The sequence below is a fragment of the Lentzea nigeriaca genome (assembly GCF_016907955.1).
Classification (GTDB): domain Bacteria; phylum Actinomycetota; class Actinomycetes; order Mycobacteriales; family Pseudonocardiaceae; genus Lentzea; species Lentzea nigeriaca.
Genome location: NZ_JAFBCX010000007.1, coordinates 329794 through 354918, shown reverse-complemented (window position 1 = coordinate 354918; position 25125 = coordinate 329794). Strand labels below are relative to the sequence as shown.

The following is a 25125-nucleotide window of genomic DNA, read 5'->3' as shown; positions in this document are numbered from 1 at the left end:
GCGAGGAATCGGCCGGCGACGTAGATCAGCCACCTGCTCAGGGTCTCCAGTTCCACATCGTGGACGTCGGAACAGTGAAACCGTCCACAGTGTTGGATACGGCCGTGACGACTGCGAAGCGCCGTGCCCGTGTCCGAGCCCCCGAGCTGGTAGGACGCGGCTGGCTCAACACCGGCGGCGACCAGGTCAGCCTCAGGGACCTGCGCGGCAAGATCGTGCTGCTCGACTTCTGGACGTTCTGCTGCATCAACTGCCTGCACGTGCTCGACGAGCTGCGCCCCCTCGAGAAGGAGCACGAGGACGTCCTGGTCACCATCGGCGTCCACTCGCCGAAGTTCGTCCACGAGGCGGACCCGGAGGCGTTGAAGGCCGCAGTGGAGCGCTACGAGGTGCACCACCCGGTCCTCGACGACCCGGAGCTGACCACCTGGCAGAACTACGCCGTCAAGGCGTGGCCGACGCTGGTGCTGATCGACCCCGAGGGCTACGTGGTTCACGTGGCCGCGGGCGAGGGGCACGTGGAAGCGCTCGACACGATCATCAACGAGCTCAGGGAAGAGCACGACGCCAAGGGAACGCTGCACCGCGGCAACGGCCCGTACGTCGCCCCCGAGCCCGCGAACACCACGCTCAGGTTCCCGGCGAAGGCCATCGTCACCCCGAGCAACACGATCCTGGTCAGCGACTCGGCCCACCACAGCATCGTCGAGCTCGAGCAGGACGGCGAGACCGTCGTCCGCCGCATCGGCACCGGTGAGCGCGGCCGCGCGGACGGCCTGAACCCCTCGTTCTCCGAACCCGCCGGCCTCACCCTCGTCCCCAACACCCACGGCTACGACGTGGTCGTCGCGGACACCGTCAACCACCTGCTGCGCGGCCTCAACCTGGAAACCGGCGAGGTGAGGACCCTCGCGGGCACCGGTGAGCAGTGGCGCGACGGTGAGACGGACGGTCCCGCCGACAAGATCGACCTCACCAGCCCGTGGGACGTCGCGTGGTGGAACGGCGGCGTCGCGATCGCCATGGCCGGCAACCACACGCTGGGCTTCTTCGACCCCGGGACGAACCAGGTCAGCCGCCTGGCCGGCACCACCGTCGAGGGCATCAACGACGGGCCCGCGCAGGAAGCCTTCTTCGCCCAGACGTCCGGTCTGGCCGCGGACGGCGACCGGCTGTGGATGGTCGACTCCGAGACGAGCGCGCTCCGCTACCTGGAGAACGGCGAGGTGCACACCGTCATCGGCAAGGGACTCTTCGCGTTCGGGCACAAGGACGGCGACGCGGAGGAAGCCCTCCTGCAGCACCCGCTCGGAGTCACGGTCCTGAAGGACCACTCGCTCGCCATCTCGGACACCTACAACAACGCCATCAGGCGCTTCGACCCCGAGACCAGCACGCTGACGACCATCGCGACGGATATCGCCGAACCGTCCGACGCGCTGCTGATCGACGACGAGCTCGTCGTGGTGGCGAGCGCCGCCCACCGGCTGGAGCGGTTCTCCGCGGCGGCCACGAAGATCGACGGCGAGGCCCACGAGGTCAAGCGGCCGAGCACCGACATCGCGGCCGGGGAGATCGAGCTGGCCGTCATCTTCACCCCGCCGACGGGCACCAAGCTCGACGAGCGGTACGGGCCGTCGACCCGGCTGGAGATCACCAGCTCGCCGCCGGAGCTGATCTTGGAAGGCGCCGGTGTCAGCACCGAACTGGTACGGGCGTTGCGGATCAACGATCAGGTCACGAACGGCGTTCTGCACGTCGTAGCGCAGGCGGCCAGTTGCAGTGACGATCCTGCCGACGAACACCCGGTCTGTCGTCTGACCAGGCAGGACTGGGGTGTTCCCGTTCGAGTGGTTGCCGATGCACCTACACGTCTGCCCCTGCTGATGGGCGGCATGGACGAGGAGGGTCAGCAGGCCACGTAGACTCTGCGGGTGCCTGATGTCAAGCTCGAGATCCAGATGCTGTACGACCGCGTCATGGTGCGCATCTCGCCGGAGGACGGCGAGCGGCGTTCAAGCGGAGGCATCGTGATCCCCGCGACGGCCCAGATGGCGAAGCGGTTGGCGTGGGGCGATGTGTTCGGAGTCGGTACCAGCGTGCGTCACGTGAAGGTGGGCGACCGGGTGCTGTTCAACCCGGAAGATCAGCTTGAGGTCGAGGTGCAGGGCACCACGTACCTCGTGATGAGGGAACGCGACCTGCACGCGGTTGCAACCGAGCTCACCGAGCACGGTACCGGTCTGTACCTATGAGCCGCCGTTCGTGATCTGCGCCTGATAGCTACACACATATGCCGCCTCACCAGAGACAGGGCAACGGGGAGAGCTGTGCCGTACGACGCTGACAAGACGAGAGCGATGCCGCCGGTCAACCCCGGAGGCACCGCCTCCGAGCAGACGACGAAGATCTCGCCGGTGACCGTGGACCCCTCCACGGCGGCGTGGCCGTCGGAGGAGCCGGACAACGAGCCGACCGTCACCGCGGCCGTGCCCGGCGTCGGCTTCCCGGCGAGCGAGGACGCCACCGAGTACATGCGGCCGGTGACCCCGCCGGAGCCGAAGCCGGAGGACTCCGGCGTCTACGGGCCCGTGATGATCGAGCCGGGCGAGGACGACGAGAAGCCGCGCAACGGCAAGAAGAAGGCCCTGCTCGTGGCCGCGGTCGTGGTCGGCGCGTTCGGCCTGCTCTACGGCCTCGACATCCTGATCTCCAGCGGCAACGTGCCGCGCGGCGTCACGGTGGCGGGCGTCGACGTCGGCGGCATGACCCACGACGAGGCCGAGAAGAAGCTGCGCGACCAGATCGGCCCGCGCCTGAGCAAGCCCGTCGCGCTCAAGGCGGGCGACGTCACCGCGGAGCTCGACCCGAAGGCAGCGGGTCTGGAGCTCGACTGGAACGCCACGATCGACCGCGCGGGCAGCCAGCCGCTCAGCCCGATCACGCGCATCACCTCGTTCTTCACCAGCCGTGAGGTCGGTGTGGCGACGAAGGGCGACGACGCGAAGGTCAGCGGCGCGCTCGAGGCGATGCGGCCGAAGCTCGACCACGAGCCGATCGAGGGTTCGATCAAGTTCGAGGGCGGCAACCCCGTCGCCGTCGAGCCGCACGCCGGCCAGAAGCTGAAGGTCGAGGAGGCCGTCAACAAGGTCGTCTCGAACTGGGCCTCCGGCGGCCCCGTCGAGGTTCCGGTGGACTTCACCCCGGTCAAGACGACCAAGGAGGGCGTCGAGAAGGCGCTCAACGACGTCGTCAAGACCGCGGTCTCCGGTCCGGTCAAGATCAAGGGTGAGGGCAAGGACGCGACCCTCACGCCCGAGCAGGTCTTCGGCACTCTGGCGTTCGAACCCGGCGACGGCGGCGCGCTGAACGTGAAGCCGAACAAGGACAAGCTCGTCGAGTTCGCCGCACCGCAGCTCAAGGACACGGTCAAGGAGGGCAAGGACGCCCAGATCGTGTTCGAGGGTGGCAGGCCGACGGTCAAGGAGTCGGTGGACGGCCTCGACCTCGACTGGGACAAGAACCTCCAGCCCTACTTCGACACGGTGAAGAAGACCGACGGGCGCGAGGTCAAGTTCGAGTACAAGCACACGCCCGCGAAGGTCACCACCGAGCAGGCGAACAAGATGGGCATCAAGGAGGTCATCGGCGAGTTCCAGACCGGTGGCTTCGCCGCCGCCTCCGGCGTCAACATCCGGGTTGTCGCCGAGAAGGTCAACGGCGCGATCGTGAAGCCCAAGGAGACGTTCAGCCTCAACAAGTACACAGGCCCCCGCGGTACCGCGCAGGGCTACGTCGAGGCGGGCATCATCGAGAACGGCATCCCCGGCAAGGCGGTCGGTGGCGGCATCTCGCAGTTCGCGACCACGCTCTACAATGCGGCCTACTACGCGGGCATGAAGGACGCGGGCCACAAGGAGCACAGCTACTGGATCTCGCGGTACCCGAAGGGCCGCGAGGCCACCGTGTTCATGGACGGCGCGGGCAACAGCCTGATCGACATCGCGTTCACGAACCCGGACGACACGGGCATCGCCATCCAGACGATCTGGACGCCCTCCACGATCAAGATCGTGCTCTGGGGCACCAAGAACTACGACGTCACCGGTTCCACCAGCAGCGAGTTCAACCCGACCCAGCCGCAGGAGAAGAAGATCTCCAAGGAGGGCTGCACGCCGAGCAACGGCGCGCCCGGCTTCTCGGTGACGGACACCCGCACGATCACGGACCGCCGTACCGGCCAGTCCCGCAGCGAGTCACGGACGGTCCGCTACGATCCGCAGTTCAAGATCATCTGTGAGCCGCCGGCCGGCGGCTGAGGCTGAGCGTCGGGTTCACAGTGGCCACGCGCGGGTATTCACCCGTTCGTGGCCACTGTTGCGAATGAGACGCGAAGACACCCGGTCGTCGAGACGCTCGGGCGCGTGGGGATGGTTGTGTACGGAGCGGTCCACGTGCTCATCGCGTGGCTCGCGCTCCAGGTCGCGTTCGGCGGTGACGCCGAGCGGACGGATTCGAAGGGCGCGCTGACCGAGATCGCCGAAAACGGTGCGTGGCTGCTCTGGGCCGTGGGCATCGGCCTCGTCTTCTTCGCGCTCTGGCAGGCACTCCTGGCCTGCGTCGGTTACCGCTACCGCAGCGAGAAGCGAAAGCGGATCACCAAACGGATCGGCTCCGGCGCCCGCGCGATCACCTCAGGTGCGATCGCCTTCGGTGCCTTCAAGTACGCGACGAGCGGCGCCACCGGCGACACCACGCAACAGCAGCAGGAAGTGACCGCCCAGGTGCTGGTGTGGCCGGGCGGCCAGTGGATCGTCGGCGCGGTCGCGGTCGGCGTCGTCATCACCGCGGGCGCGATCGTCTACAAAGGCATCAAGAAGTCGTTCGAGAAGGACCTCGACATGATCCGCGCGCCGTCGTGGATCGAGCCGGTCGGCCGGATCGGCTGGATCGGCAAGGGAGTCGCGTACGGCGTGATCGGTGTCCTCATCGGACTGGCGGCCATCTACGCCGACCCGCAGCAGTCCGGCGGCATGGACAAGGCGCTGCACACGTTGGCAGAACAGCCTTTCGGCCCGTACCTGCTCGCGGCCGTCGCGATCGGCATCGCCGCGTTCGGCGTCTACTGCTTCGTCGCCGCGCGCGCCCTCCGAGGCTGAAACCGTCAGGCTGTCGCGAGTCTGTGCCGATGGCGGGCAGCGCCTGCCTGCACGGACCGCGGCAGCCCGCCAGGACCTGGCCCCGGCCCACGTAGAAGATTGTTGTGCTGGCCCCATCCCGAGGTTCCCCGCAGCAGCAGGAGATCGCCGGGAAGCAGACTCATACCCTCGAACCAGGAGTCCTGCGGGATACCTGTCTTCTGCCACACGATCACGGCTTTGCGGCCGCGCCGGGCGCGTTGGTACACCTGGTCGACCACCAGTTCGGCTCCCGGCGCTCGGTGTACTCCTGTCAGGCACACCGCGGCCACGATCGCCGGGGTGCCAGGAGGTTCGGTCCTCGGCACCGCTTTCGGTTGGCGTGCCACGTTCCTCGCGGTCGCCGTGCTCTGCGGGTCGGCGGCAATCGGTGTGCTGAAAGGGATTGCGGCACGACCGGCGCACGCCGCGACGCCACCGCTGCGACCGGAACTGGCGCGCCTCGGCAAGCCGAGGCTCATAGTGGTCATGGTGCTCGCCGTGCTGGTGAACGCGGAACGTTCGGCCACTTCAGGTTTCTCGCCCGGTCATCACGGACGTTGCCGGGCTTAGCGAGTGGTGGGTGCCCGTCGCGCTGGTGCTGTTGGGGCCGACGGACCGCTGGTGCTGGCCGGTTGGCTGAGCCTCGACCAGCTCGGCGGCGAGCCGGTGTTGTTGCTGTCGCTGGTCTTCGTGCTCGGCGTGCTGTCGTTCGGCGTCGGCAGCACGTTGATCGCGCGGACGCTGCGCCACGCGGCCGGAGCGCCCACGATGGCCGGTGCCTACGCGACCGCCGCGTTCAACTTCGGCGCGGTGGCCGGACCGTCGGCGATGTCGTTCTGACGCAACGAAAACGGGTCCCGCACCTCGGGCAGGAGGTGCGGGACCCGTCGTCAGCGAGTGTCCTAGAAGACGCTCTCGTCGATGTCCATCAGCGAGTTGTCGGTGGACTCGGCGATCTTGCGGCGAGCGGTGAGCTCCGGCAGCACGTTCTTCGCGAAGAACGACGCCACCGCGACCTTGCCCTCGTAGAACGCCTTGTCCTTGGCCGACGGGGTGCCGCCGAGCTTCTCCAGCGCGACCTCGGCCTGGCGCAGCAGCAGCCAGCCGACGAGCACGTCGCCCGCGGTCATCAGCAGGCGGACCGAGTTCTGGCCGACCTTGTAGAGGTTGCGGACGTCTTCCTGCGACGAAGTCAGGAAGCCGACCAGCGCACCGAGCATGCCCTGCAGATCCTCGAGACCCTGCTTGAGCAGTGCCCGCTCCTCCTTCAGGCGACCGTTGCCACCCTCGTTGTCGAGGAACTTCTGGATCTCGCCGTTGATGAACGCGAGCGCCTGGCCCTTGTCGCGGATGATCTTGCGGAAGAAGAAGTCCAGCGACTGGATGGCCGTGGTGCCCTCGTACAGCGAGTCGATCTTCGAGTCGCGGATGTACTGCTCGATCGGGTACTCCTGCAGGAAGCCCGAGCCGCCCAGGGTCTGCAGCGACTGCGCCAGCTGCTCGTACGCGCGCTCCGAGCCGACGCCCTTGACGATCGGCAGCAGCAGGTCGTTGACCTTGGCCGCGAGCTCCGCGTCCTCGCCGCCGAGCATCACCTTGTCCTGGAACGTCGCGGTGTACAGGTACACGGCGCGCAGGCCCTCGGCGTACGCCTTCTGCAGCATCAGGCTGCGGCGCACGTCCGGGTGGTTGGTGATGGTGACGCGCGGGGCGGTCTTGTCCGTCATGCGGGTCAGGTCGGCGGACTGGACGCGCTCCTTGGCGTAGGACAGCGCGTTCAGGTAGCCGGTCGACAGCGTCGCGATGGCCTTGGTGCCGACCATCATCCGGGCGTACTCGATGACGTCGAACATCTGCGCGATGCCGTCGTGCACCTCGCCCAGCAGCCAGCCCTTGGCGGGGACGCCGTGCTGGCCGAACGTCAGCTCGCACGTGGTGGACGCCTTGATGCCCATCTTGTGCTCGACGTTGGTGACGAAGGCGCCGTTGCGCTCGCCCAGCTCACCGGTCTGCGGGTCGAAGTGGAACTTCGGCACGAGGAACAGCGACAGGCCCTTGGTGCCGGGCTTCGCCTCGATGCCTTCGCCCTCGGGGCGCGCCAGCACCATGTGCATGATGTTCTCGGTCAGGTCCTGGTCGCCGGACGTGATGAAGCGCTTCACGCCCTCGATATGCCAGGAACCGTCGTCCTGCTTGATCGCCTTGGTGCGGCCGGCGCCGACGTCGGAACCGGCGTCCGGCTCGGTCAGCACCATCGTGGCGCCCCAGCCGCGGTCGATCATGATCTGCGCCCAGTGCTTGTCGCGCTCGGTGCCGTTGTTGTAGACGACCGTCGCGAAGCTCGGGCCCGCCAGGTACATGTAGATCGGCGGGTTGGCGCCCAGGATCATCTCCGACGCGGCCCACGCCACCGACGGGGGCGTGCCGAAGCCGCCCAGCGCCTCGGGCAGGAACATGCGGTACCACTCGCCGTCCCAGATCGCCTGGTACGACTTCTTCAGCGACTCCGGCAGGGTCGCGGAGAACGTCTTCGGGTCGTACTTCGGCGGGTTGCGGTCGGCGTCGGCGAACGAGTCCGCGAGCGGACCCTCCGCGAGAGTCTTCATTTCGGCCAGAACGCCGCGCGCGGTGTCCTCGTCGGACTGCTCGAACGGCCCCTTGCCGAGGTGGTCCTGCACGTTGAAGACCTCGAACAGGTTGAATTCGAGATCCCGGACGTTGCTCTTGTAGTGGCCCATCTCGTCAGCTCACTCCTCAGGGTCGCGGCGGGGTCGCCTACTGACCGGTAACAACAGAGTATTACCCGACAGTAACCCCGGCAAGGGTGGCCACCCACTGGTGGCGAAGTAGACAGTCCGCGAAGTGGTCTGGATCGGGCATGAGAGCAGGTCAGACGCGTATCGGGCGCTCGGGAACCATGTCGAGCAGTCCCGCGTTCGTGCGCTCCTGTGCGTCGACCGCGCGCGGCAACATGGCAGATTCGTAGGTCCGGACCCCCTCTCGGACACCGTGCTCGGCGATCGCGAGCGCCAGATCGGCCGCGTCCTCCATCGCGAGGTTCGCGCCGACGCCCAGCGGAGGCATGAGGTGGGCGGCGTCGCCGAGCAGCGTCACGCCTGGTGTGTGTTCCCACGTGTGGGGGACGGGCAGCGCGTACAGCGGGCGGTGGATCGGCTCGCCGGTGAGGAACGCCCGCAGCGACGGGTGCCAGTCGGCGTACAGCTCCAGCAGTTGGGCGTTGGAGGGCCTCCAATCCTCACGCGCGCGCATGCACGCGTACGCGCGGATGTGATTGCCGCTGTTGCGCTGGGCCCACAGCATCAAACCCTCGTCGTCCGCGACCATCGTGCCCTGACCGGTGAGGCCGAGCAGCTGCTCGTCGTCGTCGTGCCGGGTCTCGACGAACATCACGCCGGTGTACTGCGGCGAGGCGGCCGACAGGGCTCGGCGCACCCGTGACCAGGCGCCGTCCGCGCCGATGACCAGGTCGAACGTGGCGGTGGAGCCGTCGAGGAACGTGACCTCGCCCGGCCGCGCCGAGCCGATGCCGACGCCCCAGCTGACGGTTCCCGGTGCGAGCGAGTCGAGCAGCAGCTTCCTGAGCTGGCCGCGGTCGATCTCCGGGCGGAAGTCGCCCTCCGGTGGCTCATGCTCGATCAGCTCGGCCGTGACGGGGTCGACCCTGCGCTGCTCCTGGCCCTCGAACCGGGCGAGCGCGCGCCACTCGTCGAACAGGCCGGCGGCCCGGATGGCCTCCTGGCCGCTGCCGGCGTGCAGGTCGATGGTGCCGCCCTGCTGGCGGGCGTCGGGCGAGCTCTCGCGCTCGAACACGGTGACGTCGTCGAAGCCGTGCAGCTGGAGCACTCGGGCACAGGTGAGGCCGCCGAGTCCGGCGCCTGCGATGGCGATGCGTGGTGAGGGCATGACTCCATGAAAGCGTATCGAGTTCAAAAGTGCAACCACTCAACTTTTGAACCTGCTCAACCAATGCGATATGGTGGAGAGGTGACCGAGCTCGGCCGCCGTGAGCGCAAGAAGCTGCAGACCCGTCAGTCGATCTCCGACGCGGCGACGAGGCTGTTCCTCGAGCGCGGTTTCGACGAGGTGGGAGTGAAGGAGATCGCCGACACGGCGGACGTGTCGGTGACGACGCTGTTCAAGCACTTCCCCAGCAAGGAGGCGCTGGTCTTCGACGAGGACGAGGCGCAGGAGTCCGCGCTGGTCGCCGCGGTGCGCAACCGCGGGGGCAGGTCGATCCCGATGGCGTTGCGCGACCACTTCGTGCAGGCGGCGCGGGGGCACGCCGACCACCCGCAGTTCGAGATCTTCCAGCGGCTGGTGGTGGAGACGCCCGCGTTGCGCGAGTACGGGCACCGGATGTGGACGCGGCACCAGGACGCGCTGGCGCGGGCCATCGCGGAGGAGGCGGGTGTTCCGGCGGACGACGTCAGGTGCGCCGCGCTGGCCAGATTCGCCCTGGAGGCACGCGACGTGATCTTCGAGCGGGACGACCGCGAACGGGCGGCCGACGAGGTGTTCGGGTTACTCGAGCACGGCTGGGCGGCCGATCAGCAGACCTGATCGGTAGGCGAGCGAGACCGCGTGCGTGCGGTCACGCGCGCTCAGCTTGCGCAGGATGCCCTTCACGTGGGTGCGCACGGTCTCCACGGACACGATCAGCTCGTCGGCGACCTGCTGGTTCTCCAGGCCGTCCGCGATGAGCGTGAGCACCTCGTACTCGCGCCGGGTCAGCGTCGGTCGTTCCTTCGGGCGCAGGTCGGGGTGCACGTAGCCGCGCGACCTGCAGGTTTCCAGAATGACGCGGACGATCTGCTCCGGCTGGGCGCTGCGCGGCACGACTCCGCGCACACCCGACTCCAGCACGGCCGTCACGTAGTTCGCATGCGAGTGCGCATCGCGTACCAGCCCGATGACCAGCAGCATCGGATCTCGTTCGACCAGCAGGCGGGCCAGGTGACCGACCGGGTCCAGCACGGAGTCGACGAGCAGCACGTCGGGGCGCAGGCGTTCGTGCAGCCGAACGGCGGCGTGGAGATCACCCGTCGACCCGAGCCAGCGCAGGCCGGGAGTCCGCCTGATCAGGCCGGACAGGCCCTCGCGGTAGAGCGGCACTGGGTCGATCAGCGCGATGCCGGGAGCAGGCCGGCCGGGCGGGAGCATCAGCACCTCCGTTCGTGCATCCAGAGGTGAGACGTCGTTCCCTCGGACGTGTGACGCGGAATAGCCGGTTCATGTGGATGAACAAGGATCACAAACGTGATTCAAGACCGCTGAAGGTCTTCCGTCCCGGGGCAACAGTCTCGTAAGACCTACGTCACATATCCCGTGCGGATGTGCCAGGTTCCCGCCGCCATCAGGCCTGGTGCTCTCGCGGGCACACGTGTGTGCACGCAAGGAGGTCACATGGGCACCCTCGATTGGATCGTGGTCGCCGGTTACTTCGTGGTGATGGTCGGCATCGGGCTCTGGTCCCGCGGGCGGATCAACAACATCGCCGACTTCTTCACCGCGGGCGGCAAGATGCCCTGGTGGTTGTCGGGCATCTCCCACCACATGTCCGGGTACAGCGCCGTCATGTTCGTCGCGTTCGCGGCGGAGGCGTACCGGCTCGGCCTCACGGTCTACATCTGGTGGTCGCTGACGATCGGTCTCGGTGTCGGCATCGGTGCGTTCCTCTGGGCGCCCGCGTGGAACCGGCTGCGGGCCAAGCACGACGTGAAGTCGCCGCTCGAGTACCTGGCCATCCGCTACAACGTGCCGACCCAGCAGCTCATGGCGTGGGCGGGCGCGGGCCTCAAGGTCGTCGACATCGCGGCCAAGTGGGTCGCCGTCGCGTTGCTGCTGCAGGGCTTCGCCGGCGTGCCTGTCGGCTGGGGCATCGCGCTCGTCGGTGCGGTCACGATGGTCTACTCGGTGCTCGGTGGCCTGTGGGCCGACGCGCTGACCGACTTCGGCCAGTTCGTCATCCAGGGCCTCGCGGGCTTCGCGATGTTCTTCGCGGTCGCCGCGCACTTCGGCGGCATCGACTTCATGTGGAAGATCTGGGACCAGCTCCCCGCGAGCCACAGCGACCCGCTGACCGGTCCCTACACGCTGACGTTCTTCATGGCGCTCTTCCTGATCAAGACGCTCGAGTACAACGGCGGCATGTGGAACCTGGCCCAGCGCTACATGGCGGCCCCGTCGGGCTTCGCCGCCAAGCGCTCGGCCCTGCTGTCCGCGGTGCTGTGGCTGGTGTGGCCGCTCGTGCTGTTCTTCCCGATGTGGGCGGCGCCGCTGATCGTGCCGGGAATGGACGCCAACGCCGAGCAGGCCTACGTCGCGATGGGCAAGGCCATGCTCCCCGCGGGCATGGTGGGCCTCGTCCTCGCAGGCTTCTTCTCGCACACGATGGCGATGGTCTCCTCCGACGCCAACGTCATCACCGCCGTCATCACCCGTGACATCCTCCCGCGCATCTGGAAGGGCGCACTGACGATGTCGGCCGACGCACAGCTGAAGCTCGCGCGCATCACCACGTTCGCGTTCATCGGCCTATCGATGACCATCGCGTTGACCGCGGACACCAAGGGCTTCGTGCTGAAGGTCGTGATCGCCCTGGTGGCGGCCACGATGGGCCCGATCGCGATCCCGTTGATGCTCGGCCTGCTCCCGTGGTTCCGCAAGGTCGGCCCGACGGCCGCACTCACGTCGACCATCGGCGGCCTCGCCACCTGGGTGTTCCTCTACACCGAACAGCAGTTCCTGAAGGACTTCACCGTCTCGCAGGCGCTGATCGTCTCGACTCCGCTGCTGGTCTCGCTCGTCCTCTACCTGGCGATCGGCTTCGCGAAGCCCGAGCCGTCGGCCGAGCGCGACGCGCTGATCGACTCGCTCAAGACCGACGCTCCCGACATGGAAGCCGTCAAAGCGTAAGCGCGTTCGTTCTTCATGATCCTCGCGGCGGCGCACCCGAACAGGGTCGCCGCCGCGAGCCACACGTAGGGCATCGGCGTGCCCGTGTAGGACTCGGCCGTCGTCGCCAGCACCACCGTCGCCCCCACTACGAGCCCGGTCGTGTGCGTGACCGGGCAGGAGCTCTTCAGCACGGTGACCACCGCGATCGGCACGAGCAGGAAGCCGTAGGCCAGCACCCTCGTCAGCAGGTTGGCGTGCTCGACGACCTCGTACTTGAGCGCCGGCACGGCGAGCAACGTCAGCAGCACACCGATGGCGAGCCCGATCGTGAGACTGAGCAGCGCGGTCCGTCCTTGCCACACTCGCGTCATGCGGTTCAAGACGTGCACATCACCCGATGGTTGCCGTGGCGTGCGTCATCGTCACGAGACTCATGCGCCGCGGCGCATGCACAGTGGATGGCATGAGTGCCTGGTTTCCCGCAGACGACGCGGAACTGACCGCGGGTTGGCGGCTCTGGCTGGAGCTGAGCGACCGCGTCTACCCGGACGCGTCGTGGGACGGCACCCCGGCGGACGCCATCCGCCAGGTCCGCGAGCTCCTGGCGGCCTGCGAGTCGATCCGCCTGGACTACCTCGCCGAGACCGCGCAGCCTTCGGTCGCCCTGCTGCAACTCCTGCAGTCCATGCCGTTCGTGGCGTCGTTCCCGGTCGACCTGTGGCACGACGACACGCACCCGTTGGACGTCGAACGCGCCGAACTGCTGCATGGCGACCTCGCGTCGTTCGCGCAGCACGTCGCCGGTGTTCGTGCGGCCTTGGCCCGCGGTGGAGGCTGGGTCGAGCTGGACCGCCGTCCGTGGGGTCTCCCGGTCGACTGATTGTCGCGGTGCTGAAAGGCCCTCCGCGTGGGAAGGCCTTTCAGCACAAATTCACACCTGCAGTTCGGCTTCGATGCGCTTGAGCTGGTGCCTGGCCATGGCGAGATTCGCGACATCTCTTTCCAGCACCAGGTAGAGGAAGAGCGAACCCCTGGCTTTCACGCCGCCCATCAACCGGATCAGGTGGTACTGGCGGTGCAATGTGATCAGGATGTCCTCGATGCTGTCGTTGAGGCCGAGCGCCTGCATCACCCGGAGTTTCGACCGGATGACCTCGGTGTTCCCGGCCGCGGCGATCTCCAGGTTCAGCCAGTCGCCTCCACCGCTGGTCCCGAGCGACATCCCGCTCTCGTGGTCGACCAGTGCGACGCCGACGGCGCCGGCGATGGACATGGCCTCTTTCATCGCGATATCGATGTTCATCGAACTCCACTTCCCTCTGTCAAATGGTGGTCGAGACGGCGTGGCCGCTTTCCGGTGTCGCGATGGCATGCGGACACGCCTCCATGCGGAAAAGATCGTCGTTGAGATCAGTGAGCCAAGCGTGGACATGCGCCCCGACCGTTTCTCGCTCACCCGGTGCGCTAGGCGGCCAGGATCGCGCCGAGCCGTTCGATCACGGGCCGGGACTCGTGGAGGAGACGTCCGAGGTTCAGCCCCTTGTCCCCGAGCACGACCATCAGCGACAGCCGGCCGATGGCGTACACGGCCATGTAGCCCTCGCTGCCGAACACCACGGTCTGGCCGAGGGTGCCCAGGCCGACCACCTCGGTCGTCTGGCGTGCGATTCCGAGTCCGGACGCGGCCAGTGCGGAAATGTGCGCGGGGTCGACGTTCTTCGCCACGTCGGCGAGGATGGGGATACCGTCGGTCGCGGCTATCACCGTGTCGGTCACCCCGGCAACGTTCTCTCGAAGCTTCTTGAGTTCGGCGCCCAGGGCGTCGTAGTTCAACTCACTCCATTCCTGGATCGGAAAGGTCGAACCGCTCAGTACTAACATTCCACCTCCCTAGGGGCCCGAGGGTGCAGCGAGGTGAGCCCCCAATGTGAAAAGCTGAACGATGTCGTGGGCTCGGCGATCTCCAGCAGGCCGTCGCCCAGCATCCGGGAAATTTCGACGGTGACCGCGTGCAGGCCGCGCCCGAGCGCGAAGGCGATGTCCCGCGCATTGCGTCTTCCGGTGGCGAGCTCGATGATCTGCCGCTGTTCCACGGTGGCCGGTTCCGTCCCGCAGACGGCCACCACGCGGTCGCGGTAGGGCGACAGGGGGAACGGCAGCGTGGCCAGGGCGTCCAGCCGGTGGGTCGTCTCGGCCAGCAACAGGTCGGGCTCGACGCCGGTAGTCGCAGGTAGCAGGGGTGGATCGACGGATTCGTCGACACAGCACCGCTCGATCTCCCCGGCGGCAACGGCGAACGCGCCGTCCTGCATGGCGGCTGTCGCGACGTCCTGGACCGCGGTGGCCGTGACGACCCCGCGAGCGACGAGCGCCGTTTGCAGCGACCGCGTCTCGACGCTCTCCACCAGAGCGGCCGCCCAGTCCTTTTCTTCGATGATTCCCGAACTGATCAGCAGCGTGTCCGCTCCGGGTGAACCGGGACTGTCCACCGCGACCACCGCGCCGTCGCGGAGATGAAACAGGCCGCCCGCATTGCCGACAACGCGCAATACGCCGGTTACTCGTTCCACGTGACACTGCGCCAGGGCGTACGCGAGGACGTCGAACGAGGCTCGATTATCGCGTCTCAGAGGTCACTCCCGGTGAATTCGGGCCTACAGAGCGGTATCCGACGAACCAGCCGATCGGGTACTTCGGATTCATCGAAAGAGCGATCGGCAGGGATACTTCTACCCGTAGTCACGACCCTTTTCGGTCGGGCGTCACCCCATTGAGTGAAACATTCCAGTTCACTCGGCAAACAGGCCGACTGGTCGGTCTGAAGCGGCCGCCGAGGGCCTGACAGACCCCGGAAACGCCGAAGGCCCTCACGAGGAGGGCCTTCGAGTCGAGAGCGGGTGACGGGAATCGAACCCGCCTCTACAGCTTGGGAAGCTGTCGTTCTACCAATGAACTACACCCGCAGGAGCAAGCTCGCCGCCGATCATACACAGGCGGGCAACGAGGCGTGCCGGAGTCTTCGGTTAGCCTGTCGGAGTGCTGCTGAGTGACCAGGATCTGCGCAAAGAGGTCGAGTCGGGCCGTCTGCTGCTCGACCCGTTCGACGTCGGGATGGTGCAGCCGTCGAGCATCGACGTGCGGCTGGACCGGTTCTTCCGGGTCTTCAACAACACCAAGTACACCCACATCGACCCGTCCGTGCAGCAGGACGACCTGACGAGCCTGGTCGAGACGCCGGAGGGCGAGCCCTTCGTGCTGCATCCTGGCGAGTTCGTGCTCGGGTCGACCTACGAGATGGTGACGCTGCCGGACGACCTGGCCGGTCGTCTCGAAGGCAAGTCCAGCCTCGGGCGGCTCGGGCTGCTCACGCACTCGACGGCGGGCTTCATCGACCCCGGCTTCTCCGGCCACATCACGCTGGAGCTGTCGAACGTGGCGAACCTGCCGATCACGTTGCACCCCGGCATGAAGATCGGGCAGCTCTGCCTGTTCAAGCTGTCGAGCCCGGCGGAGCACCCTTACGGATCGAAGCAGGCAGGCAGCCGGTACCAGGGGCAGCGCGGTCCCACGCCGAGCCGCGCCTACCTCAACTTCCACCGCACCGACACGCGCCGCTAGAAGCCGTAGCGGTCGAGCACGCGGCGGCGCAGGTCCGGGTCGGTGCGCGGCACCGGCTCCAGGAAGATCTCGTCGAGGTCCGGGAACATCGCACGCAGCTCCGCGGAGACGCGCACGCACGCGTTCTCCAGCTCGAAAGCCGTCAGCGTGTCGGTGAAGTCGAGCCGTGCGCAGAGCAGCACGCGGTCGGTGCCGATCAGCATCGTCAGCACGTCGACGACGGCCTCGACCTCAGGCACCTCGGACAGCCGCCGCCAGATCGCCTTCACCATCACGGGATCCGCCTGACGCCCGATCAGGAGGCCCTTGTTGGTGCGCGCCAGGATGTAGGCGACCAGGGCCAGCAACAGGCCGATCGCCAACGAAGCGAGGCCATCCCACAACGACGACCCGGTCAGCTGGTGCAGGCCGAGGCCCGCGAACGCCAGCACCAGGCCGATCAGGGCGGCCGAGTCCTCCAGGAACACCGTCTTCACGGTCGGGTCGTCGGACATACGCAGGAAGTCGAAGAACCCGCGGCCGTGCGCGGCGGACTCGGAGCGGACCTGCCGGAACGCCTGCGTCCACGAGATGCACTCGAGCAGGAACGCCAGCGTGAGCACGATGTAGCCGACGAGGGGCCGCGTCTGCTCCTCCGACTCGCCGAACACCGTGCTGAAACCCTCGTAGAAAGCGAACATCGCGCCGGAGGCGAAGATCGAGACGGCCGCCAGCAGCGACCAGAAGTAGCGCTCCTTGCCGTAGCCGAACGGGTGGCGGCGGTCGGCCGGGCGGTCCGAGCGGCGCAGCGCGGTGAGCAGCAGGGCTTCGGTGAACGTGTCGGCGACCGAGTGCGCGGCTTCCGAGAGGATCGCCGCCGACCCGGTCAGAACGCCGGCTATGGCCTTGGTGATGGCGATCGCCAGGTTCACCACCAGGGCCAGGACGACGGTCAGTGTGCTTTCGCCCGAGCCCGACGGCTTCTCGCTCATGGAGATCAGCCTAGGCCTGCCTGGGGCTTACTGCATTCGAGTGACAATTGCCATGCGGGGCAACATCCACGAGTCCAGCGGTGTCTTAAGGCTGGGATCTGCTCCGGGGGGACGCTGATCACCAGGGGGTAAGACGGAACCGCCCGCGTCCGGGAGAGACGCGGGCGGTTCCGAGTTTCGGCGCAACCACGATCGTGAGATGGGCGAACGCGTGCGCACGACACCGATGCCGAGGTCGGGTCGTGGAGGGCCGAGGTTCCGGCGATCGATCCACGATCACGAGCCGCCTCGACCGGCTGGAAGGTGATGGAGGTGCTCGCGGGCGAGCTGGGTCCGACCCGCCGCCGCACGACTGCCGGAGTGACCGGCATCACGCAACACCCGGACCCCGGGATTTCGATTACCCGTGTGGAGTAGTAGGAATCCTGGGGGATCAGTGAAGAACTTCTGCGCCGTCGCGATGACGGCTGCCCTCGTGCTGTCCGCGGGCGCGCCCGCTCTCGCGCAGGACGAGAAGATCACCGTTGAAGGTCTGTTCTTCTTCGACCGCAACGGCAACAACGTCTACGACACGGGCGACGCCGTCCGGAAGAACGGCCGCGGTGTGAGCGTGCGGAACGTGGACACCGGCCAGATGGTCGGCGACTTCCGCACCGGCGCGGACGGCCGGTACCGCGTGGAGCTGCCCAAGGGGCCGAACTACGAGATCCGGAACTCGGACATCTTCGACTACACGAGCACCAAGCTCGGGTACGACCTCGCCGAGTCGCTGACCAACGCCGACTTCCCGTTGCGGGGCAGCAGGGTCTTCGGTTACTCCTTTGTGGACGCCAACGGCGACAAGGTGTTCAACCCCGGCGAGCAGAAGCTGCCCGTCAGCGACGGCAACCTCAGCGGCCGCGCGTGGATCACGGGCACCTCGGCCGACGGGGTGGCGGTCAACCTGCAGGCGGGCCCGACCGCGGCCGACGGCACCTACAGCATCGAGGACGTGCCCTCCGGTGATCTCACGCTGCACGCGCCGAACCTCACCTACCGCGGTCTCACGGTCGATCCCGACACCCCCGACATCGACCCGGCGACCCTCACTCGCAAGCTCGACGCCTTCCGGGACAGGCAGATGCGGGTCGACCAGCGTTACCTCGTGGCGAAGTCGGACCCGGCGCTGGTCGGTCTGACGCTCGTGCCGGCGAAGGCCGGCTACCGCAGCGGTGAGAGGGCGAAGGCCGTCATCGAGGTCGCGAACAAAGGCAACTTCCCCGAGAAGATCAAGTTCATCCTCGACGGGCACAACACCGACGTGGACTCGGTGGGCGACAACGCCGTCCGCGTCGAGGGCAACATCATGTCGCTCAAGGAGCCGCTCGCGCCGGGCGCGACCGCGAAGGTCGACGTCGACTTCACCTTCACGTGGGACTCGCCCGACTCGGTGCGCGCCCTGGTGCAGCGCGGCGACCAGTTCGACGACGCCGACCAGAAGAACAACGAGATGTCGATCGACGTCACCATCGATCCGCCTGTCGTGGGCGCGCCGTCGACCGCGCCGTCGGAGAGCACCACCACGCCCGCACCGAGCAGCTCGACCCCGGCTCCGGCGCCCGCCGGTGCCGCCACGAACGACAAGTTGGCGTCCACGGGCGCCTCGCCACTGGGCTTCCTCGCCCTCGGCGGACTCCTGCTCGTCGCCGGCGCGGGTGCGTTCTTCGCAGCGCGTCGCCGTCGTTCCTGAAAGATCTTGGGGGACAAGTGAAGAAGCAGTTCGCCGTCACGCTGACGGCAGGCCTCCTGCTGGCCGGTGCGGGCCTCCCCGCCGCCGCGCAGGAAGAGACGATCACGGTCGAGGGCCTCATGTTCTTCGACCGCAACGGCAACGAGGCCCACGACGCGGGCGAGCCGGTCCGCGCGAACGGCCCCGGTGTGTGGGTGACGAACCTCGAGAGCAACGAGAAGGTCACCGAGGTCCGTACCGACGTGAACGGCCGCTACCGCGTCGTGCTGCCGAAGGGCCCGCGGTACATGGTGATCAACCAGGACAAGGCGGACTTCGATCTGCCTTGGGGCGCCCGGCCCACCGACAAGGACATGACCCTGGACTTCCCGCTCTGGGGCCGTTTCGTCGAGGGTTTCAGCTTCGTCGACGCCAACGGTGACGGCGTGAAGCAGGCCGACGAGAAGGCCACCACCGCTGAGATCAAGGCCAGCGGCAAGACCAGGACCGGCTCCCAGGTCGACGTGGCCACCACGCCGGCCGCGGACGGTTCGTACCGCTTCGACCTGCCGGTCGGCGACTACACGGTGACCGTGCCGGATCTCGCGCGGCAGGAGCTGGCGCTGGCCAAGCCGCTGGGCGCGAACGACATCGACTGGCTGACGGGCCAGGTGAACGTCGGTGGCGACCGGAACAAGCGGATCGACGTGCGCTACTTCGCGCCCAAGGCCGACGTCGCTGCCGAGGAGCTCACGATCAGCCCGGCGAAGGACACCTACACCGTCGGCGACCAGATCGACGTCAGGGTGAAGCTGACCAACAAGGGCGACGTCCCCGGCAAGCTGTCGTTCATCCTGTTCGGCCCCGACGGGAACGTCCTGTCCCACAGTGAGAACGTCACCGGCGCCAACCGCGAGTACGAGACCGTCGCCAAGGTGCTGCCCGGCCAGTCGGTCGTGGTCGACGTGAAGCTCGAGCTGACTTCGGCCGAGACCACCGAGATCTGGCCGGTCGCCCGGCCGTGGATCGACGGTCACAAGGACGTCGACCGCAGGAACCAGGGCGTGCAGCTGAAGAAGACGATCAAGATCGTCGAGAAGACCACGACGACCACGCCGCCGTCGTCCTCGGAACCCGCTGCTTCGACGACCACCACGACCACACAGGCCGTGGCGAAGGCGGGCAACAAGACGGGCCTCGCGTCGACGGGTGCCTCGCCGCTCGGGTTCCTGGCCCTCGGCTCGGTGCTGGTCGCGGCCGGTTTGAGCGCGCTCTTCGTGGCACGCCGCCGCCGCAGCTGACCACAAAGGACCTGTCAGGGCTAGTCTGCGGCATGGGCATCTTGGTGCATGTGCTGCTGACTGCCGTGGCGGTCTGGGTGTCGACCGCCCTCCCCGGCATCGATCTGGGCGAGGGCACCACCGGCTCGAGAATCCTCACGCTGATCGGCGTCGCGGTGATCTTCGGCCTGGTGAACGCCATCGTGAAGCCGCTGGTGAAGTTCTTCGGGTGCTTGTTCTACCTGCTCACCCTGGGCCTGATCGGGCTCGTGGTGAACGCGCTGCTGTTCATGCTCACCGGATGGCTCGCCGAGCAGCTGGACCTGCCGTTCCGCGTCGACGGCTTCTGGCCCGCGTTCTGGGGCGCGATCATCGTCGCCCTGACCGGCTGGGTGCTGAACGTGATCTACGACAAGGTCACCGACAACGACTGACCCCACCAACGAAAAAGGTCCTCGGTCCACAACGGACCGAGGACCTTTCTCTTTGCGTTCTACGCGTTCGCCTCCGCGGCCGGAGTCGTCTGGCCGCGCTTCACGGACTCGAGCAGCATCTGCGCGACGTCCACGACCTCGACGTGAGCCCCGGCCAGGCCGTCGGACTGACGGGCGGTCACGCCGTCCGTCAGCATCACGCGGCAGAACGGGCAGCCCGTCGCGATCTTGGACGGCGCGGTCGAGAGCGCCTCGTCGACGCGGTCGATGTTGATGCGCTTGCCGATCCGCTCTTCCATCCACATGCGAGCGCCACCGGCACCGCAGCACATGGAGCGTTCCTCGTGCCGCGGCATCTCGCGCAGCTTCGCGCCGGACGCCCCGATGAGCTCACGCGGTGCTTCGTAGACCTTGTTGTGTCGGCCCAGGTAGCACGGGTCGTGGTAGGTGACGTCCTCGGTGACCGGCGCGACCGGCACCAGGCGGCGTTCGCGGACCAGCTTGTTCAGCAGCTGCGTGTGGTGCACGACCTCGTAGGTGCCACCGACCTGCGGGTACTCGTTGGCCAGCGTGTTGAAGCAGTGCGCACACGTGACGACGATCTTGCGCTGGCCGACTGGCCGGTCCTCGAAGACCGAGTTGAGCACCTCGACGTTCTGCTGCGCGAGCATCTGGAAGAGGAACTCGTTGCCGGCGCGGCGGGCCGGGTCGCCGGTGCAGGTCTCCTCCGGGCCGAGGACGGTGTACTTGACGCCCGCGGTGTGCAGCAGCTCGGCCACGGCGCGGGTGGTCTTCTTCGCGCGGTCCTCGAACGCGCCGGCGCAGCCGACCCAGAACAGGTACTCGGCGTCGCCCAGCTCGCCCTCGAACACCGGCACCTCGAAGTCGAGGCCCTCGGTCCACGCCAGACGGTCCTTGGCGTTCTGGCCCCAGGGGTTGCCCTTGTTCTCGAGGTTCTTGAACATGCCGCCGAGCTCGGTCGGGAAGTTCGACTCGATGAGCACCTGGTAGCGGCGCATGTCGACGATGTGGTCGACGTGCTCGATGTCGACGGGGCACTGCTCGACGCACGCACCGCACGTCGTGCACGACCACAGCACCTCGGGGTCGATGACGCCGAGCTCGTCGGGGCCGCCGACCAGCGGGCGCTCGGACTCGGCCATCGCCAGCACGTCGATCGACTCGAGGCGCTTCTTGTAGTCCTCGTACTTGTCCTCGACCAGGCCGACCTCGTCACCTGCCATGTCGCGCGAGCCGCCGGCCAGCAGGTACGGGGCCTTGGCGAACGCGTGGTCGCGCAGCTGCGTGATGACCAGCTTCGGCGACAGCGGCTTGCCGGTGTTCCAGGCGGGGCACTGCGACTGGCAGCGGCCGCACTCGGTGCAGGTGGAGAAGTCGAGCCAGCCCTTCCAGGTGAAGTCCTCGACCTTGCCGACGCCGAACACGTCCTTGTCCGGGTCGGCCTCCTCCAGGTCCAGGACCTTGCCGCCGGACATCATCGGCTTCAGCGCGCCCAGGGCGACGCCACCGTCGTCCTCGCGCTTGAAGTAGATGTTGAAGAACGCCGAGAAGCGGTGCCAGGCAACGCCCATCGTCAGGTTCCTACCGACCACGACGAGCCAGATCATGCCGGACAGCAGCTTGATCAGCGCCATCACGGACACCCAGATCGGCGCCGCGGGCAGCAGGTGGGCGAGCGGCTGCGTCACGAACGACGTCCACAGCGGCGCGGCCTCGAGACCGCTCGACTGCTTGAACGCCTTCACACCGAGGATGCCGAGACCCTCGATGATCACGACCGCCTCGACGAAGTAGGCGGACTTGAAGTCGGAGCCCTGGAAGCGCGAGACGCGGTCGGCGCGGCGCGGGTGGTTGCGCTGGCGGATGATCGCGAGGGCCACACCACCGACGACGGTGCCGAGGCCGAGCAGCTCGACCAGCAGCAGCCAGACGGACCACGTGCCGATGATCGGCCAGTGGAAGTGCGGGTTGAACACCTCGCCGTAGGCCTCGAACAGCACCGCGGAGCCGATGAGGAAGCCCCACATCACCATCCAGTGCCAGGGGGCGACCGAGCGGAACTTGGCCATCCTGGTGTGCGCGACGAACTCGACGATCAACGTCCGCAGCCGCGGCCAGAACGGGCCCTTGCGAGTGCCGTCCGGCTGGCCGAGCCGGATGATCTTGATCATCTTCCAGACGCCAGCGACGAACACGCCCCAGGCGACGACGCTCACCGCTACGGCGACGAGTCCGAGAACCAGCTGGAGGGTCATGGCGGGAGTCTAGGCCACGTTACTCATCAGTAACCACTTGGACGTGGCCGGTGTCTCCTCTCGTACCGGTCAAGTATCCGGAAATTGATCAAAAACTTGTGGAACAATCGTTCAAGTAGTTGGGCTCAGTGGCTGGAGGTCGCCGTGTTGTACCTGTATCTCGCTGCGGCGATCGCGGGAGAGATCGCCGCCACCGTGTCGTTGAAGCTGTCTGATGGCTTCAGCAGACCGTGGCCGTCGGTCGTGGTCGTCGTCGGATATGCGATCGCCTTCACAGCCCTTTCGCGCGCGTTGAAGTTGGGTATGCCAGTGGGCGTCGCCTACGCCGTGTGGTCCGCCGTCGGTGTCGCAGCCGTCGCGATCATCGGCTGGAAGTTCCTGGGCGAGACCCTCAACCCCACGATGGTCATCGGGTTGGCTTTGATCATCGGAGGCGTGGTGACACTCGAGCTCGGGAGGACGCACTGACTCCGGTCGTGGACAGCCGAATGATCGATGGCAGGAAGGCACGCGGCGAGAAGAAGCGGCGCGCCATCGTCGAAGCCGCGCTGCGAGTGATCGAACGTGAGGGCATCGCCGGAGTGACGCATCGCAGCGTCGCCCGCGAGGCCGGTGTGCCGACGACGGCGTCCACCTACTACTTCGCGACACTCGACGACCTGTTGATCGCCACGCTGCTGTGGGTCGCGGAAGAGCTGTGCGAGGACATGCTGAAGATCGTCGCTAGCGGCGGCAACCCGCGCGAGATCGCACGCTTTCTCGCTCGTGCGGTGAATGAGAACCGTGCGCGCACACTCGCCGAGTACGAGCTGTATCTGCTGGCAGGTCGTCGTCCCGAACTGAAGGCGGCCGCACGCCGGTGGCTGGACCTGGCGGTGGAAGTGTCCAGGCCCGCGGACCCGGTGGCGTTCCGCGCGTTCCTCGCGGCCGTCGACGGGCTGCTGATCCAGGGCCTGATAGCCGATGTTGCTCCGAACGAGGACGAGCTGGAGCCAATTGTGTCCTTCTTGATCTGCGGCCGCGACGATTCCACCCCCGAGACGCGGGAACAATGAAGGTATGAAGTTCGCGCGAGAGGTGTCCGGCATCAGCCACGGGGTGAGCCTCGGGCTGCTGGCAGCGCTCTACGTCCGCGACTCACTGGCGTTGTCCGTCGACGTCGAGCCGCACGTGCCGGGCCTGGAGCCCTCGCTGCCGGTGCAGGTGCCGGCCGGTGTCGACCGCGGGGCCGTGACCCGCGAGTGGCCGGGCTGGTGGGCCGACGCATTGGACGCGTGCACGCGCGGTGCCGAGCCGACCGTGCCCGAGGACGCCGAGGCGTTGCTGACCCGCCCCGCCTGCCGCGCCGCCGTGCTGGCCCTGAAGCCGGGCATCGAGCAGCTGCACCGGGTGCAGACTCCCGTCGCGTTGCCGATCGGTGACGTGCTGCGGGGCATCGAGTCGCGCATCGGCCGGTGGGCGCAGAGCGTCGAACTGCACATCGCCGAGGTGCCGGTGGACGGCCTGCTGTGGGAGCGGATCGCACCGGCCCACGTCCTGGCGTCGACGCGGTTCCTGAACGACCCGGCCCGCACCGCGCCGGCGTTGCGCGCCGTCCTGGAAGACCTGGTCTGACCGTGCTTGATCATTTGGGGTAGGGACAACCCCACCCCGCCTTCGGGGGCTGACTGCCGTGTCGCTGAGCACCCGCCACCCCTACTTTTGTGCTCATGACGAGGACAGCGCTGGTGGCGTTGCTGGTGGGGGCGGTGCTCACGGCCTGTGGCATCCGCATCGTGAAGTACGAGTTCACCGACGACAACGTGGTGGCGGAGAAGTTCACGTCCGTGCGCGTGCGCACCGGCTCGGGGATCGTCGCGATCCGGTACGTGCCCGGCCTGTCCGAGACGAAGATCCACCGCAAGGTCGAGCACAACAAGGACAACAGGCCTACGGGCGTCTCGCACCGCATCGAGGGCAGCAGCCTGGTGCTGGACGACTGCGGCAGGGACTGCGAGGTCAACTACGACGTTCAGGTGCCGTCCGCGGACATCGCCGTCCAGGGCGACGTGGGATCAGGCGACGTCACGCTCGAGGGCCTCACGTCGGTCGACTACCGGACGGGCTCCGGCAGGATCGTGGTCCAGAACATCGCGGGCAACGTCCAGGTCACGAGCGGCTCGGGTGACATCGACGTCCGTGACATCGCGGGCGACGTCAAGGCCGTCACCAGCTCGGGCAAGTTCGAAGCCGCCAAGGTCAGGGGCAGCCTCACCGCCGACCTGGGGTCCGGCAACATCACGCTCGACCAGCTGTCGGGCAAGACACTGGTCAACACCGGCTCCGGCAACATCACCGGCACCGCCATCGACAACGACGTGACCGCCGACGCCGACTCCGGCAACGTCGAGCTGAACTTCGTCTCGGCGCGCACGGCCCGCGTGGTCAGCGGCTCGGGGAACATCACCGTGCGGGTGCCGGTGTCCGCCGGCCCGTACAAGGTCACCGCGGAGTCCGGCAGCGGGGACCGCAAGATCGACGTGCCGACGGACCCGGCGGCAAAGCACGAGCTCAAGCTGAACGCCGACTCGGGCAACGTGAAGGTGCTGGCCGTCTGAGGCCGCCCGATCCGGGGGAATGTGCCGAGGACCACTCCACGAGGGGTGGTCCTCGGCGCGTTCTGAGGGAACAACCAGACCTCGCCAGCCGTTGGGACCATCAGAAAGCTTGAGTCGGGTAGGCTCAACGTTGGGCAAGATGG

At 67.4% G+C, this 25125-nt stretch carries 24 protein-coding genes, 1 tRNA gene and 1 pseudogene; 16 read left to right on the top strand and 10 right to left on the bottom strand.

Annotation, left to right across the window (positions count from 1 at the left end):
- The first annotated feature begins 104 nt into the window (after positions 1-104).
- From JOD27_RS26300 to JOD27_RS47220, 5 genes and pseudogenes are all read left to right on the top strand, one after another.
- Positions 105-1925, top strand: coding sequence for an NHL domain-containing thioredoxin family protein (locus JOD27_RS26300; protein ID WP_307830325.1), 1821 nt, complete (start codon positions 105-107; stop codon positions 1923-1925).
- A gap of 36 nt (positions 1926-1961) precedes the next feature.
- Entirely contained in the window at positions 1962-2255 is a 294-nt protein-coding gene (locus tag JOD27_RS26295) for a GroES family chaperonin (RefSeq protein ID WP_204765004.1), read from the top strand.
- Positions 2256-2534: 279 nt separating this feature from the next.
- Entirely contained in the window at positions 2535-4319 is a 1785-nt protein-coding gene (locus JOD27_RS26290) for a VanW family protein (RefSeq protein WP_372441742.1), read from the top strand.
- A 111-nt stretch (positions 4320-4430) separates the two neighbouring features.
- Positions 4431-5159, top strand: coding sequence for a DUF1206 domain-containing protein (locus tag JOD27_RS26285; protein WP_204765002.1), 729 nt, complete (start codon positions 4431-4433; stop codon positions 5157-5159).
- Positions 5160-5433: 274 nt separating this feature from the next.
- Positions 5434-6002: pseudogene (locus JOD27_RS47220) on the top strand (MFS transporter); the annotation flags it as partial.
- 80 nt (positions 6003-6082) lie between these two features.
- Here the strand turns inward: JOD27_RS47220 and JOD27_RS26270 are convergent.
- On the bottom strand, positions 6083-7918 hold the full coding sequence (locus tag JOD27_RS26270; protein ID WP_204764917.1) for an acyl-CoA dehydrogenase: 1836 nt from the start codon (positions 7916-7918) through the stop codon (positions 6083-6085).
- Positions 7919-8069: 151 nt separating this feature from the next.
- Positions 8070-9104: an FAD-dependent oxidoreductase gene (locus tag JOD27_RS26265; protein WP_204764916.1), complete on the bottom strand. Its 1035-nt coding sequence runs from the start codon at positions 9102-9104 to the stop codon at positions 8070-8072.
- A gap of 81 nt (positions 9105-9185) precedes the next feature.
- On the opposite strand from JOD27_RS26265, the gene JOD27_RS26260 reads away from it, so the two are divergent.
- Positions 9186-9761 (top strand): TetR/AcrR family transcriptional regulator, encoded by a 576-nt coding sequence (locus tag JOD27_RS26260; protein WP_204764915.1) that lies wholly within the window; start codon positions 9186-9188, stop codon positions 9759-9761.
- Here JOD27_RS26260 and JOD27_RS26255 read toward each other — a convergent pair.
- A complete protein-coding gene (locus tag JOD27_RS26255) occupies positions 9723-10361 on the bottom strand; it encodes a response regulator transcription factor (RefSeq protein ID WP_204764914.1) in 639 nt (212 codons plus the stop codon). The genes JOD27_RS26260 and JOD27_RS26255 overlap by 39 nt on opposite strands.
- A 243-nt stretch (positions 10362-10604) precedes the next feature.
- On the opposite strand from JOD27_RS26255, the gene JOD27_RS26250 reads away from it, so the two are divergent.
- Positions 10605-12116, top strand: coding sequence for a sodium:solute symporter family protein (locus JOD27_RS26250; protein ID WP_204764913.1), 1512 nt, complete (start codon positions 10605-10607; stop codon positions 12114-12116).
- Here the strand turns inward: JOD27_RS26250 and JOD27_RS26245 are convergent.
- Positions 12011-12469 (bottom strand): hypothetical protein, encoded by a 459-nt coding sequence (locus JOD27_RS26245; protein WP_204764912.1) that lies wholly within the window; start codon positions 12467-12469, stop codon positions 12011-12013. The genes JOD27_RS26250 and JOD27_RS26245 overlap by 106 nt on opposite strands.
- Before the next feature lie 92 nt (positions 12470-12561).
- On the opposite strand from JOD27_RS26245, the gene JOD27_RS26240 reads away from it, so the two are divergent.
- Entirely contained in the window at positions 12562-12978 is a 417-nt protein-coding gene (locus JOD27_RS26240; protein WP_204764911.1) for a hypothetical protein, read from the top strand.
- A gap of 51 nt (positions 12979-13029) precedes the next feature.
- Here JOD27_RS26240 and JOD27_RS26235 read toward each other — a convergent pair whose 3' ends face one another.
- The 4 genes from JOD27_RS26235 to JOD27_RS26220 all read right to left on the bottom strand — a co-directional run bounded on the left by JOD27_RS26235 (position 13030) and on the right by JOD27_RS26220 (position 15061).
- Complete coding sequence (locus tag JOD27_RS26235; RefSeq protein ID WP_204764910.1) at positions 13030-13401, bottom strand: hypothetical protein; 372 nt, start codon at positions 13399-13401, stop codon at positions 13030-13032.
- Positions 13402-13562: 161 nt separating this feature from the next.
- Positions 13563-13979: a roadblock/LC7 domain-containing protein gene (locus JOD27_RS26230; protein ID WP_239568757.1), complete on the bottom strand. Its 417-nt coding sequence runs from the start codon at positions 13977-13979 to the stop codon at positions 13563-13565.
- Complete coding sequence (locus tag JOD27_RS26225) at positions 13973-14668, bottom strand: hypothetical protein (RefSeq protein WP_204764908.1); 696 nt, start codon at positions 14666-14668, stop codon at positions 13973-13975. The genes JOD27_RS26230 and JOD27_RS26225 overlap by 7 nt, the downstream gene beginning before the upstream one ends.
- Positions 14669-14990: 322 nt before the next feature.
- Positions 14991-15061: transfer RNA gene (locus JOD27_RS26220), tRNA-Gly, on the bottom strand.
- Between the two features lie 73 nt (positions 15062-15134).
- Between JOD27_RS26220 and dcd the strand changes: the two genes are divergently transcribed.
- Complete coding sequence (gene dcd / locus JOD27_RS26215; protein ID WP_189252297.1) at positions 15135-15716, top strand: dCTP deaminase; 582 nt, start codon at positions 15135-15137, stop codon at positions 15714-15716.
- On the opposite strand, the gene JOD27_RS26210 is transcribed toward dcd, so the two are convergent.
- Positions 15713-16687 (bottom strand): cation diffusion facilitator family transporter, encoded by a 975-nt coding sequence (locus JOD27_RS26210; protein ID WP_204764907.1) that lies wholly within the window; start codon positions 16685-16687, stop codon positions 15713-15715. The genes dcd and JOD27_RS26210 overlap by 4 nt on opposite strands.
- A gap of 436 nt (positions 16688-17123) precedes the next feature.
- On the opposite strand from JOD27_RS26210, the gene JOD27_RS46785 reads away from it, so the two are divergent.
- Genes JOD27_RS46785 through JOD27_RS26195 form a run of 3 tightly spaced genes read left to right on the top strand, consistent with a single transcriptional unit; the run spans position 17124 to position 20109 of the window.
- Positions 17124-18416, top strand: coding sequence for an LPXTG cell wall anchor domain-containing protein (locus JOD27_RS46785; protein WP_204764906.1), 1293 nt, complete (start codon positions 17124-17126; stop codon positions 18414-18416).
- A gap of 17 nt (positions 18417-18433) precedes the next feature.
- Positions 18434-19696 carry a hypothetical protein gene (locus tag JOD27_RS26200; protein ID WP_204764905.1) on the top strand — a complete coding sequence of 421 codons (1263 nt, stop codon included), beginning with the start codon at positions 18434-18436 and terminating at the stop codon, positions 19694-19696.
- 32 nt (positions 19697-19728) lie between these two features.
- Positions 19729-20109, top strand: a complete 381-nt coding sequence (locus JOD27_RS26195; protein WP_189252292.1) for a phage holin family protein — start codon at positions 19729-19731, stop codon at positions 20107-20109.
- A gap of 59 nt (positions 20110-20168) precedes the next feature.
- On the opposite strand, the gene JOD27_RS26190 is transcribed toward JOD27_RS26195, so the two are convergent.
- Positions 20169-22385, bottom strand: a complete 2217-nt coding sequence (locus JOD27_RS26190) for a (Fe-S)-binding protein (RefSeq protein ID WP_204764904.1) — start codon at positions 22383-22385, stop codon at positions 20169-20171.
- Positions 22386-22529: 144 nt separating this feature from the next.
- Between JOD27_RS26190 and JOD27_RS26185 the strand changes: the two genes are divergently transcribed.
- From JOD27_RS26185 to JOD27_RS26170, 4 genes are all read left to right on the top strand, one after another.
- A complete protein-coding gene (locus JOD27_RS26185) occupies positions 22530-22853 on the top strand; it encodes a DMT family transporter (RefSeq protein ID WP_204764903.1) in 324 nt (107 codons plus the stop codon).
- A 20-nt stretch (positions 22854-22873) separates the two neighbouring features.
- A complete protein-coding gene (locus tag JOD27_RS26180) occupies positions 22874-23440 on the top strand; it encodes a TetR/AcrR family transcriptional regulator (RefSeq protein WP_204765001.1) in 567 nt (188 codons plus the stop codon).
- Between the two features lie 4 nt (positions 23441-23444).
- Positions 23445-23999 carry a hypothetical protein gene (locus tag JOD27_RS26175; protein WP_204764902.1) on the top strand — a complete coding sequence of 185 codons (555 nt, stop codon included), beginning with the start codon at positions 23445-23447 and terminating at the stop codon, positions 23997-23999.
- 95 nt (positions 24000-24094) lie between these two features.
- Positions 24095-24982, top strand: a complete 888-nt coding sequence (locus JOD27_RS26170; protein WP_204764901.1) for a DUF4097 family beta strand repeat-containing protein — start codon at positions 24095-24097, stop codon at positions 24980-24982.
- The last annotated feature ends 143 nt before the right edge of the window (positions 24983-25125 follow it).